This is a genomic window from Akkermansiaceae bacterium (genome assembly GCA_019634595.1).
GTDB lineage: Bacteria > Verrucomicrobiota > Verrucomicrobiia > Verrucomicrobiales > Akkermansiaceae > Luteolibacter.
This window is the reverse complement of the sequence record JAHCBC010000001.1, coordinates 180,466-193,308: the sequence shown is the minus strand read 5'-3', so window position 1 is coordinate 193,308 and position 12,843 is coordinate 180,466. Positions and strand designations below refer to the sequence as shown.

Here is a 12,843-nt window from a genome sequence, read left to right as displayed (position 1 = left end):
TCCGCCGTCCCGCCCGATCCCATCAAGCCGATGTTGAACCGGTTTTACGGAGCTTTTGACACGGAGCGGCAGTTCAAGGCGGGCGATCCTGCGGACTACCGCACGCCTTTCCAGATCGACCGGGACCGGGTGCTGCACACGCCCACCTTCCGCCGCCTGCAGAACAAGACGCAGGTCTTCTGGAGCGGGGAGTATGACTTCTACCGCACGCGCCTCACCCACTCGCTGGAGGTGGCGCAGATCGGCAAGGCGATCTGCCACTGGCTGCTGGCGGGAAAGGAAGGGCCGCTCTCGCCCGACTTTTTCATCGACCCGGATCTGGTGGAGGCCATCTGCCTTTCCCACGACCTGGGCCACCCGCCGTTCGGGCATGCCGGGGAACGCTCTCTGAATTTCTTCATGCGCGGTCATGGAGGCTTCGAGGGCAACGCACAGACCCTGCGCCTGCTGACGGAGCGGATCTTTTCCGCGAAGCGGACCGGCATGGACCCTACCCGCGCCTTTCTGGACGGGGTGCTGAAATACAAGTCCCTGTGGAGCGAACTGAAGACCGCCGACGGGACCCCGCCGGAGCACCACTTCATCTACGACCACCAGCACGTCTTCCTGGACTGGGCCATGGGAGGGAATGACTTCCCGGCGGAATACACCCCGGGCAAGGCGCGGGACGCCTTCAAGTCCATCGAGTGCCAGATCATGGACTGGGCGGATGACACCGCCTACTCCCTCAACGACCTGTCCGACAGCGTCCGCGCCGGGTTCCTCGGCATCGCCAAGATCGAGGCATGGGCGGAACAGAACGGCCACCCGACAGGCAAGGACACGCCGCTGGGGGAACTGACAAAGGCCATCCGCGCGCGGAAAGTGGATCCGTTCGTCGGCAGCCGCATCGGGAAATACATCCGCTCCACGCACCTGGTGGAGGACAACAACTTCATGAGCGGCACGACGAACCGCTACAAGTTCCGCCTGGAGATCGACCCGGAGATGCGGGCGGAGTCGAAGGTGTTCAAGAAGCTCGCCTTCGAGGTGGTGTTCCTCTCCCCCCAACTCAAGCAACTGGAGCACAAGGGCAGCCGCGTGCTGCGCCAACTGTGGGACGTGCTGGCGGAACGCTACATCGCCGGACAACCCATCGACGGCCAGTTTTTCCAGCTCCTGCCACCGGACACGGCGGCGGAGATCCAGGACGCGTCCGACGAAGCCACCCGCGCCCGGCTGGTGTGCGACTTCCTCGCCGGCATGACGGACGGCTACGCGGTGCGCACCTACAAGCGCCTGTTCATGCCGGACTTCGGCTCCATCGGGGATCTGGTGGGGTGAAGGAGGGTGGACACTCTTGTCCACCGGCTGCAACCGGAACCCGTGGCAAAAGGTATTCCGGGATAGATCGAGTTTTCACTACCACGTGATTTCGCGGCTTTGCGGTGAATTTTCCGTAATTTGCCAATGCCGTCGGTGGACAGGAATGGGAGCGAAGCGGACATAGCGGCGCAGCCGCAATGTCCATCCTCCTTACTGAAAGATCCGGCTCCCGGCGGACGTTTAGCCCCCTTTTCCGTGCGTCTTTTCCTCACCACCCTCCTCCTGCTGCCGGTCCTCTGCTCCGCGGATGACTTCACGAACAACGCGCAGCCGTTGTTGCAGAAGTATTGCTACGACTGCCACAGCGAGAACAAGCAGAAGGGCGGCATCCAGGTGGACCACCTGAAGACGACGCTGGACGCCTATCAATACCACCGCTTCCTGGAAAACATCGCCCACGCGGTGGAGGCGGGCACCATGCCGCCGAAGGACGATGTCGATGACGACGAGATCCCCAGCGACGAGGAGCGGAAGAAGCTCATCAAGGAGATCCACAGCGCGCAGGAGAAGCTGGTGCACGGCGACTTTCCGCGGAATCCGGGCCGCCCGATCGTGCGGCGGCTGAACCGCAACGAATACAACTACACGGTCCGCGACCTGTTCGGCGTGAACTTTTTCCCCGGCCGGGAATTCCCCGCGGACGGTGCGGGTGGCGAGGGCTTTGACAACGTGGGCGACGCCCTCTTCGTGCCGCCGGTGCTGATGGAGAAGTATCTGGCGGCTTCGAAGAAGATCATCGACGACATCTACGCGAAGCCGGACCTGCTGGCGCGGCTGCTGGTGGCGAAGCCGTCGGAAAAGGTGACCCCGCAGGACGCGGCGAAGAACGTGCTGAAATACAATGCCAGCCTGGTCTTCCGCCGCACGGCGACGGACGAGGACATTTCCTCCATGCTGGCGCTGGCGGAGAAGAACCTGGCCGGGGGCCGCCCGTATGAGGAATCCCTCAAGGCTCCGCTCCAGTCCCTGCTGATGCACCCGTCCTTCCTGTTCCGGTCGGAGGCGGACCAACCCGGAAAGGGCGAGTGGAAGATCGACAACTTCGAGCTGGCGACCCGGCTTTCCTATTTCCTGTGGTCCTCCACCCCGGACCGGCAGTTGCTCAAGCTGGCGTCCGAAGGGAAACTGTCCGACAACGCGGTGCTGGCCCAGCAGGTGGAGCGGCTGTTGAACGACCCGCGCTCCGAGGCGGTGGCCCGACACTTCGCCGGGCAGTGGCTGGGCTTTGACGAGGTGCGCGAGGTGGCGGACCCGGACACGAAGCGCTTCCCCACCTTCACGCCCACCCTGCGGACGGCGATGTACCGGGAGTCCGTGGATTTCTTCAACCACCTGATCCGGGAGAACCGCCCGGTGACGGACCTCATCGACGCGAACTACACCTTCGCCAACGAGGAACTGGCCAGGCACTATGGCATCCCCGGCGTGGCTGGGACGCAGTTGCAGAAAGTGGCGCTGACGGACCGCAACCGCGGCGGCGTGATCGGCCAGGCGTCCATCCTGGTCACCACCTCCGTGCCGCTGCGCACCAGTCCGGTGAAGCGCGGCAAGTGGATCCTCGACAGCCTGCTGGGCACCCCTCCCCCGCCGCCACCGCCGGACGCGGGCGTGCTGCCCGGCGATGACAAATCCCCGGAGGGTCTGACTTTCCGCCAGCAACTGGAGAAACACCGGGACCAACCGAACTGCGCGGGCTGCCACGCGAAGATCGATCCGCTGGGCTTCGGGCTGGAGAACTTCGACGCGGTCGGACGCTGGCGCTCCACGGACGCGAACGGCAAGCCGGTCGATTCCAAAGCGGAACTGCCCGGCGGATTGGGCTTTTCCACGCCCGCGGAATTGAAGAAGATCCTCTTGGAATCCGATGACCTCTTCCTCCGCAACATCGCCCGCAAGATGCTCGCCTACTCCCTTGGCAGACCATTGGAATATTACGACGAGCCGGTCGTCTCAGACCTGGTGAAAGCCCTGCGCGCCAATGACCTGAAGATCCGCCCGCTGATCCAGACCATCGTCCTTTCCCATCCCTTCCAGAACCGCTCCGCGAAACGCTGAACCCCACCGACCACCATGGCCAACATCCAGACCAACCGCTGGCACCTCCACCGCCGCACGTTCCTCAAAGGCATCGGCGCGACGCTCGCCCTCCCGGCACTGGAGGCCATGCGCCCTGTGATGGCGGCGGGAGCCTCCGGCAGCCATCCCATCCGCATGGCCATGCTCTACATGCCCAACGGCGTGCGCCCGGACCGCTGGACCCCGGAAGGCAGTGGCGACAAGTTCAAGCTCTCCCCCATCCTCTCGCCGCTGGAGGCGCACCGGAATGACCTCCTGGTGATGACCGGCCTGCAGAACAAAAACTCGTTCGGCGGGGACGGCCACTACGTGAAAACCGGCGGCTGGCTCACCGGCACCACCATCACGAAGACCACCGGCTCCGACATCAACGCGGGCGGCATTTCCATGGACCAGCTCGCCGCGCAGCAGATCGGCCAGACCTGCAAGCTGCCGTCCCTGGAGCTGGGCACGGAGTCCGTCGTCTCCGGCATCGACACCAACGTCAACTACACCCGCCTCTACGCCTCCCACATTTCCTGGAAGGCACCGACCGTCCCGCTGCCCTGCGAGATCAACCCGCGGGTCGCCTTCGACCGTCTTTTCCGCACGAAGTCCCACAACGGCCAGAAACAGGACGCGGACCAGAAGTCCGTGCTCGACCTGGTGCGCGAGGACGCGAAGCGCCTGCAGAACAAGCTGGGCCAGTCCGACAAACAGAAGCTCGACCAATACCTCGACTCCATCCGCGAGGTGGAGCGGCGCATCGAGCAGGAGGCCCAGTCGCTGGGAGCCGGTGAGAACCTCTCCCCGGAGTTGGCGAAGCATCTCGGCGAGCTGGACGCGCGCATTTCCAAGGCGATGGGCAAGGCCTCCCGCGAGGAGGAACTGCACTCGCTGCCGCGCTTCGACCATGGCGAGCACTCGCGGATCATGCTGGATCTCATCGTGCTCGGCTTCTGGTCGGACAGCACGAGGGTCTCCACCTTCATGTTCGGAAATGATGTGACCGGCCGGAATTTTTCCTTCGTCGAAGGGGTGAACGGCGGCCACCACGACCTCTCCCACCACTCGAACGATGCGGCGAAGCTCGACCAATACGAGCGGATCAACCGCTGGCACATCGAGCAGTACGCCTACATGCTGGACCGCATGAAGCAGATCAAGGAAGGCGACGGCAACCTGCTGGATAACTCCATGGTCGTCTTCGGCTCGCCGATCCGCGACGGCAACGCCCACGACCCGAAGAACGTGCCGGTGGTGATGGCCGGAAAAGGCGGCAACCAGATCAAGACCGGCCGCCACCTGGAGTTCGACTCCGGCACCCCGCTCTGCTCACTCTGGCTGTCCATGCTGGCGAAAGCCGGGGTGAAGGAGCATTCCTTCGCAGACGCCACCACCGCGCTGCGGGGGGTGTGAGCCGCTGGGAGCGCCGGTCTCCAGACCGGCATTTCCCGTCCGCATCCACCTTGCGATCCTTCCATGTTATGGGAGCCGCAGGAGCAGCGGAATGTTCAGCATCCAGTTATATTATAGGAAAACAACGGGCAGGTTTATGAGGTTGCCATCCACGGCGACCCTTCCTCGGGCCTCCCCCCGCGACCTTGGACATCCTGAAGCGGCTGTTCCCGGATGCGGATTATTATCCGAAGCCCTGAACGAAAGGCCCCTTCCCGCTTCCGCATTCGGTATTGGACGTTCGATGTCCGATGTTCACGATCTTCCCGACACAAACCCGCCCCTGCGGCTTTTAGATAGGGAAACCGAATGCCGGATCCGGAAACAACGCGGCCATGGTCCATCGCCACGGACTTCCGCAGGAGCAGCGCGCTCCTGCTGGTGGCGTGCGCGTGCCTGGCGGTCACCGCCTGCGAAAAGCAGCCGGTCCAGATCGCGGAGGCTCCGCCGAATCCGCTGGCGAGCCAGCTTTCCGGCGCACGGCTGGATGCGGCGAAAACGGCGCTGGAAAAGAACCGTCGTGATGAGGCGCTGCTGCTGCTGGTCTCCGCGCTGAAGGCGGACTCCGCCCACACAGAGGCTTTGCAATCGCTCCGCGTGCTGCTGGCTGAGACGCGCTGGCATTTCCCCGCGGCACGGATGGATGCCGGGTTGCCGGTGGAGAAGCTGGCCCTGTCCGGCACCTCCCTCTGGGCCAGCGTCTCCGGTGGCTACCAACCGGGCACGTGGAACGCGACCGCGCGCTGGAACCTGGCCACCCCGGCAGTGGAGGCTGTCCTCTTTCCCCGCCCCGCGGAGCAGACGCAGGCGCTTTTCCTTTCCCCGGACCGGAGCAAGATCATCGTCCAGCGCGGCACGCCCGGGGATTTCATCTCCCTGCTGTGCGATGCGGAGACCCTGCTGCCCATCCGGAACCTGGGCAGGTATCCGGAAAGCTGTTCCGTCGCGGCGGTCACCACCTTTTCTCCGGACGGCCTGCTCATCGCCTACCCGCAGGCGAACAGCGGGACGCTGAGCTGGCAGATCGCGGATGCGGCGACGGGCGAAATCATCCGTTCCCATGAGCAGCCGAAGACGCTCATCCCACTGTCCGCCGGGCTGGACCGGCAGCAGCTCAACATCCACCACGCGGACGGCACCCATCTGAAGATACCCGTCTCTCCGGTGGAGGAAACCGTCTCCGGCCCGGCGACATCCATCCCGCGGGAGACGGCGGAGGGTTTCACCCTCAGCGGGACCTTGGCGGAATTTCCCGGCACGAAGATGGCCCCCATCCGGGACCGCGCGGCCATTACCGCCTTCACTCTGGCCGACGGTCGTGCGGCGGCCGCCACCGGCAAAGGCACCATCACCGTGCACCGCCTGCTGCCCGCGGCGAAGACCACCGGCCGCGACGCGGGACCCATCCGTTTCCAGCCATCCGCGCTCGGCTCCCTTGCCCTGTTGGCGGAGGGCCTGACCGGGCTGGAGTTCGATGAGGAAAGGCGGAGCTTCACCCCGCTCACGGAGAAGGAACGCCGCGCCGCCATCGCCGGGGCGGGCACGGTCAGCCTGCCGGGCCTGGATTTTTCCGAAGTGCGGGAGAGCATCCTTTCCTCCCCCTGCGCCACCGGCCAACCGGATGCCGCCTTCCTCCTGCATGACCGGATCTCCCGCGCCAGCGAGACACGCCGCGGCTTTCTCGCGCTGGGACCGGAGGCACCTGCGGCGGAGCCGTCATCGGTGGAGAAGATCCAGGCCATCTTCCGGGCGGGTGACTCCGCCGCCATCATCGCCGCCGTCCGGGAGATCCCCGCGAAGGACCCCGCCGCGGCAGCCGCTCTCTCGCTGGCACTGGATGCGGAACATCCGGAATGGATCTCCGCCTTTGCGGAGGGGAAAACGCCGTTGCCGCCGCTGCTGCGGAAGCTTGCCACCTCCCGCATCGCCTGGCTGGAGGGCGACAAGGCGGGCGCGATCTCCCTCTGGCGGGATGGCTTTCCCGATCTGAAAACGGTGGCCCGTTCGGAAGATTGGGACGGCTGGGAGACGGTGGATTTCACCCCGCGCTTCGCGGAGCATTTCATCCTCATCGACCAGCAACTGGCCACCTTCGAGCTGCCCGCGGATGCCTCTCCGGAAAGAAAGAAGGCGCTGGCCGGACGTCTGCTGGATCCGGAGACAGCGCGGAGCATCGGCCGGGCGCGGCATGCGGAAGCCTGCCTGAAGGCGGCGCAGGACATGGCGACGGACCAGGACACCGCCACACTGGCACTGGAGCTGTCGATCCGCGCACGGGAGCTGGGCGCACCACCGGTCCCCGGACTGCGGGCGGAGGCCACCGCCTACACGACCATGGAGCTGTTCCCGAAGGCCCATGAAACGTGGATCTCCCTCATCACCGACCAGCCGCTGGAGGAGCAACGGTCGTCCGACTACGCGGAGGCCGCCTACCTCGCCTTTGAGAATGGCAATGGCGACCAGGCGATGGAGATCCTGAACACCGGTCTGCACCGCTTCCCGAAGGACGCGGACTACGCCTACCGCGCCGGATGGATCTCCCTGCTCACCGCCCGCTGGGACCGCGCCCACCTCTACCTCACCGCCGGGGAACGCACCGGCTTTTCCGAAGAGAAGCGGGAGAAGGCGCTGGCCATGCTCTCCATCGCCGCGTCCGAATGCGGCTACAGCGAAGACGCAGCGATCTACTTCCAGCAACTGGCGGAACTCGACCCATCATGGGCGGAGCCACAACCGCCGAAGGCCGAGGGCTGGCCGCCGGAGCTGATCGTCTCCCTCAACCAACTGGCGGAGCCACCGAAGGCGACGCCCGTCATGGAGGACGGTCCGCTGTCCGACCTGCCGCCACCTGATGGCGGAAATTTCGATCCCCTCGCGCCGCTCGATCCCGTGCCGATGTTGGAAGATGTCCTGCCGATTCCAGTTCCAGCGCCGGAGGAACCCAACGGCATCGATCCGAACAGGACGCCCATCAAGGCGGATGAGATCCCCTCGCTCCCGATACCGAAGGTGAAGCGGTAGGGGGTGTAGCGAAGCTCGTAAGAGCTTCGGTGGAGCGGACATTCTTCGAGCAAACAAACTCCGGCTGCTCATGGACTTCCCCCCAACCGGAAGTCTCACGACTTCCGCTACCTTATTGACCCGGCACTCCGGAAGCCCTCCAATGATGGAGCTTCCACCCAACCGTCTTGGCGGAGCCATCACGCCACCCTCAGATTTCCATGAAGTTTTTCCCCATCACGCTCTGCCTGCTGCTGGTCCCGTTCCTTTCCGCCGGTGCCGCGGTGGAGAAGCCCAACATCATCGTCGTGCTGGTGGATGACATGGGCTGGGGGGATCTCGGATCCTTCGGCAACAAGGGGACGAAGACGCCGAACATCGACCGGCTGGCGGCGGAGGGGCTGCGCTTCACCCAGTTCTATGTGAACTCCCCCATCTGTTCGCCGTCGCGGACGGCGCTGACCACGGGGCAGTATCCACAGCGGTGGAAAATCACCTCCTTTCTCAGCAACCGCGCGGACAACGAGCGCCGGGGCATGGCACAGTGGCTGGATCCCGCCGCGCCATCGCTGGCACGCTCGCTCAGATCCGCCGGCTATACCTCCGGGCACTTCGGGAAATGGCACATGGGCGGCCAGCGGGATGTGGGCGAGGCGCCGATGATCACGGAGTATGGATTTGACGAATCCCTCACGAACTTCGAGGGCCTGGGGCCGCGCCTGCTGGGCATGGCGGACGCGCACGATGGCAAGCCGCCGCGCCCGCACTCGCTGAACTCGGAGAAGCTTGGCCGTGGTCCAGTCATCTGGCATGACCGCACGCATCTCACCACGGGCTTCGTCGGCGCGGCCATCCAGTTCATCAACAAGGCCGGGACGGATGGACGTCCGTTCTTCATCAACCTCTGGCCGGACGATGTCCACTCGCCCTTCTTTCCTCCGGCGGACCGCCGTGGGGACGGCAGCAAGCGCGCCCTCTACCACGGGGTGCTGGAGACGATGGACGAACAACTCGGAAAACTCTTCGACCATGTGCGGGACACGCCCGCGCTGAGGGATCGCACGCTGATCGTGTTCTGCTCTGACAACGGACATGAACCGGGCGCGGGCACGGCGGGGCCGTTCCGCGGGGCGAAGGGCACCCTCTATGAAGGCGGCGTGCGTTCCCCGCTCATCGTCTGGGGACCAGGGCTGATCCCCGCGGACATGGCGGGAAAAACGAACGAGACCTCCGTCTTCGCCGCTTTCGACCTGCCCGTCTCCCTGCTGAAACTCTCCGGCGGGGCCGCCCCGGAAGGCACCACCTTCGATGGAGAGGATCTGTCTCCCACACTCACCGGCGGAAGCGATGCCTCCCGCACGAAGCCGATCTTCTGGCGCAGGCCACCGGACCGGAAAGGAACCGCGGAGGAAAACATCCTGCCGGACCTGGCGATGCGCGAGGGACAGTGGAAGCTCCTCTGCAACTACGACGGCTCCGCACCCCAGCTCTACCAACTGCCCGGCGACGTCGCGGAAGCCGACAACCTCGCCGGACGTCATCCGGAAGTGGTGGAGAAGATGACCCGCGCCGTGGTCGCCTGGCACGCCGGTCTGCCACCGGACAACGGACCCGCGCTGGGAGAGAACCGCATCCGCAGACAGGCGAGGGACAAATGACCTCCTACCACGTCCACTTCAGCGCGCGGGATGGCACCCCGGACGACGCTCTGCTTTCACAGGTGCATGCCTTCATGGCCACCCAGCTCCGGGACAACCACGCGCTTTCCTACCGGGTGCTGCGCCTGACGAACAAGGCCAGCTTCCCGGATCTGCCGGATTTCCAGCTCATCGTGGACTATGCCTCGGAGGATGATCTCCAAGCCGCATTCCGGCACATGAAGGCACTCTACCGGGAGGAACCCCACGCCCCGCTGATGCGGATGGTTTCCACCTTCCGCGTCTCGTTTTCCCGGGACGAACCACCTGCCGCATCCGGAGGCTGAAGAGCTACCTCATTTCAGGTCCGGAAGGGATAGAGAAGGATCATCCCGGTTGAGGAATGATACCACTGATTACACTGATTTACTGATTCAGAATTGGAAGATAGGCCCGAATGGTTCTGAAATGGCGATTTCTTCCCTCTCTTCAAATCAGTTGAATCAGTGTAATCAGTTGTGATCCGCCTGCTTTTCCCGATCAGCCCCCGAAGCAAGGTGGCCCTACCGGAGGCTGAAGGGTGTATTGCATCCCCTTACGTGACGTGGTAGCGTGTGGGTTATGGATAGGCGCAAATTCATCGGACTCGCCGCATTCGCCACTCCCGTTGCCGCCGTTGCGGCGGATGGGGAACAGCCTCCCTACGAGGCGTGGTGGGAGAAAACGGAAACGGTGATGGAATTCGACGCCTACTCTCCGGACCGTGGAGTCATTCTCTCCGTGGCTTTGACCGTTCCCCCGGAAAAGGAAGTCACGGAAACCCTGAACGATGCGGGAGAGCTGACGGGCTACCAGTGGAAGCACATCCGGCTGCCGGCAGACTACATGCCTGGTGGCACCTATCTGACGAAATTCCAGCTCAAGTGGGATGGCAAGGAGGTGCCCATCCCGGAGAAATTCTGGAGTGATCTGGTCCGTCTCCAAGTCATGGACTGCAAGTTCAGCGCGAAGGACGTGCCGGAGAAGTTCATGTGGAAATTCCACGAGTTCCTCGCCGGTCTCTACCAACCCCGTGTGGTGAAGTCGATGGAAGGCGGCACCGTGCTGATCGAGTGGATCCGCACGGAGGAATGCGACAGCCGCTCGACCATCCGCTGGATGGTGAGCCGCTCCGGCACGGTGCTGCGGCACCGGATCGGCTCGGACGGGTGCTAGGGATGGCAGGGACGCCATTGCGGCATAGCCGCTATGCGGTCCCTGCCAGGAATATGACCTCCTCAAGCGAGGTCGCGCACCTGGACCTTGTCCCAGTAGTGCTTGCAGGTGTCGATGAACACGTGGTGGTCCGGATCCACCTGATAGGCGTCCTGTGCCTCGATGCTGTCGAACTGCATGACCAGGGCGTAGTCCCATGATTGGTCGATGACCGGGCGGGGCATGACCGGCGCGGGCACGGCCCAGCGGCCGCCTTTCACGCCATCCAGCTTGAAGAGGGAGTCGAGACCCTTTTCAAAGGCGGCGCGGTCGTCCGCGTTCTTGTGTTCTTCCTTCAGCCAGAAATAAACGTGATGATCCATGGCGTATGGACCTATCGTCCCTGCGCGCGGCCCGCAAGCCCGTAACCTCCATTTCCCAGATCAGCTCCCATGAAGCCATTCCCCATCCTCGCAGCGATGTTCATCGCCCTCGCCGCCACGACCACCGCCCAGAACGAAACGCTCCGCCAGGCCGGTGAGGGCCGTGTTTTCCTGAAGACACCCGCGGACCAGCCTCCGCTCACCGACGTGTCCGTCACGCTGGGCACGGCCACGGACGCGCTGTGGGAAAAGGACCCGGCGAAGTCCGCCCGGCAGAAGGACATCCGCTTCGGCATCCGCTCATGGGAATGGCAGGAGATCCGGATCAACTTCACCCCGACCTATGATGGTCCTGTCGAACTGTCGCTGGCCGGCCTGTGGGAGCAGGAGCAACCGGGAAAAATCTACCGCCAGGAGATCCTATGGGACGGACTGACCGCCAGCGGCACGACCATCACCAACGGAGGGTTCGAAGCCCGCGCGGGTGCCGCACCGGACGGCTGGACCAGCCAGGGCACCTATCCTGCCGCCGGGGAGTGGCCGCTGGTGGGAGCATCCGCCCATGAGGGGAACACGGTCGGAACCTCGTGGCACAACCGCATGCTTTCCCAGAAGATCGAAGTGAAACAAGGCCAGCCGGTCACCATCACCCTGGAGGCACGGGCCGCGAACCTGCCCGGCTACGTGGCGCCGAAGACCTACCCGAAGGACAGCCCGGCCCACCAGGCGGCGGCACGGATCAAGCGCGGCGTGAACCTGGGCAACTGCTGGGAGGTTGGCCCGCCGTTCTCATGGAAGGTGCCCTACACCACGGACGACATCGACCAGATCGCGGCGGAGGGCTTCGACCACATCCGCATCCCCGTCGCGTGGCACCATCACATGACGAAGACCGCGGCGGATACCTATGAGATCAAGCCCAGCCTGCTCGCGGAGCTGGACCCGGTCATCCAGCGGGCGGTCGAGAAGAACCTCCACATCCTGCTGGACTGGCACCATTTCTACGAACTGGACAAGGACCCGGCCGGATACCGCCAGCAGTTCGTGAAGGGCTGGCACACCATCGCCACGCACTACAAGGACGCATCCCCGCTGCTGTTCTTCGAGCTGCTCAACGAGCCACATGACAAGCTGACCACCGAGCTGCTCAACCCCATCCAGGCGGAGGCCATCGCCGCCATCCGCGGCATCCACCCGCAGCGCGTCATTTTCCTGAGCACCGGCGACTGGGGCAAGATCGAGGAGCTGGACAAGCTCATCCTGCCGGATGACGACAAGCTGGTGGTGACCGTCCACTGCTATGAGCCGTTCATCTTCACCCACCAAGCCTCCTCCTGGACCTACCTGAAGGATCTGAAAAACATCACCTATCCCGGCCCTCCGGCCACGCCCATCTCCCTGCCGGAAAGCCTGAAGGACAACCGCCATGTGGCGGACCTGGTCAACCGTTACAACACCGTCCAGGGCATCGACAACCCATCCTCTCCGCAGAAGATGCTGCTGTTGCTGGACGCGGCGAAGCGCTGGTCCGACCACTTCGGCCGCCCGATCCATCTCGGTGAGTTCGGTGCCATCGACTCGGCTGACGCCGACAGCCGTGCCCGCTACGTGAAGGACGTGAAGGAAGCCGCCGAATCCCGCGGCATCCCGTGGACCCTTTGGGACTGGAAGGCCAGGTTCGCCTACTGGGACCACAAGAAAGGGCAACCGCTGCTGCGCGGAGCGGTGTTCGAGTGAGGAAATTTCCAAAC

The 12,843-nt window shown here is 64.3% G+C and carries 9 protein-coding genes; 8 read left to right on the top strand and 1 reads right to left on the bottom strand.

The features are described 5' to 3' along the window. Positions 1 to 30: 30 nt before the first annotated feature. From dgt to KF712_00805, 7 genes are all read left to right on the top strand, one after another. Entirely contained in the window at positions 31 to 1,323 is a 1,293-nt protein-coding gene (gene dgt / locus KF712_00835) for a dNTP triphosphohydrolase (protein ID MBX3739505.1), read from the top strand. A 237-nt stretch (positions 1,324 to 1,560) separates the two neighbouring features. Further along, positions 1,561 to 3,420 (top strand): DUF1592 domain-containing protein, encoded by a 1,860-nt coding sequence (locus KF712_00830; GenBank protein ID MBX3739504.1) that lies wholly within the window; start codon positions 1,561 to 1,563, stop codon positions 3,418 to 3,420. Positions 3,421 to 3,435: 15 nt separating this feature from the next. After that, complete coding sequence (locus KF712_00825; GenBank protein ID MBX3739503.1) at positions 3,436 to 4,839, top strand: DUF1552 domain-containing protein; 1,404 nt, start codon at positions 3,436 to 3,438, stop codon at positions 4,837 to 4,839. A gap of 348 nt (positions 4,840 to 5,187) precedes the next feature. After that, positions 5,188 to 7,899 (top strand): tetratricopeptide repeat protein, encoded by a 2,712-nt coding sequence (locus KF712_00820; GenBank protein MBX3739502.1) that lies wholly within the window; start codon positions 5,188 to 5,190, stop codon positions 7,897 to 7,899. A gap of 200 nt (positions 7,900 to 8,099) precedes the next feature. Next, positions 8,100 to 9,536 carry a sulfatase-like hydrolase/transferase gene (locus KF712_00815; protein MBX3739501.1) on the top strand — a complete coding sequence of 479 codons (1,437 nt, stop codon included), beginning with the start codon at positions 8,100 to 8,102 and terminating at the stop codon, positions 9,534 to 9,536. Further along, positions 9,533 to 9,862, top strand: a complete 330-nt coding sequence (locus KF712_00810) for a hypothetical protein (GenBank protein MBX3739500.1) — start codon at positions 9,533 to 9,535, stop codon at positions 9,860 to 9,862. The genes KF712_00815 and KF712_00810 overlap by 4 nt, the downstream gene beginning before the upstream one ends. Before the next feature lie 274 nt (positions 9,863 to 10,136). Then, a complete protein-coding gene (locus tag KF712_00805; protein ID MBX3739499.1) occupies positions 10,137 to 10,730 on the top strand; it encodes a hypothetical protein in 594 nt (197 codons plus the stop codon). A gap of 62 nt (positions 10,731 to 10,792) precedes the next feature. Here KF712_00805 and KF712_00800 read toward each other — a convergent pair whose 3' ends face one another. Further along, a complete protein-coding gene (locus KF712_00800; GenBank protein ID MBX3739498.1) occupies positions 10,793 to 11,092 on the bottom strand; it encodes a Dabb family protein in 300 nt (99 codons plus the stop codon). 69 nt (positions 11,093 to 11,161) lie between these two features. Here KF712_00800 and KF712_00795 point away from each other — a divergent pair, with 69 nt between their 5' ends. Next, positions 11,162 to 12,829 carry a cellulase family glycosylhydrolase gene (locus KF712_00795; protein MBX3739497.1) on the top strand — a complete coding sequence of 556 codons (1,668 nt, stop codon included), beginning with the start codon at positions 11,162 to 11,164 and terminating at the stop codon, positions 12,827 to 12,829. Positions 12,830 to 12,843: the final 14 nt, after the last annotated feature.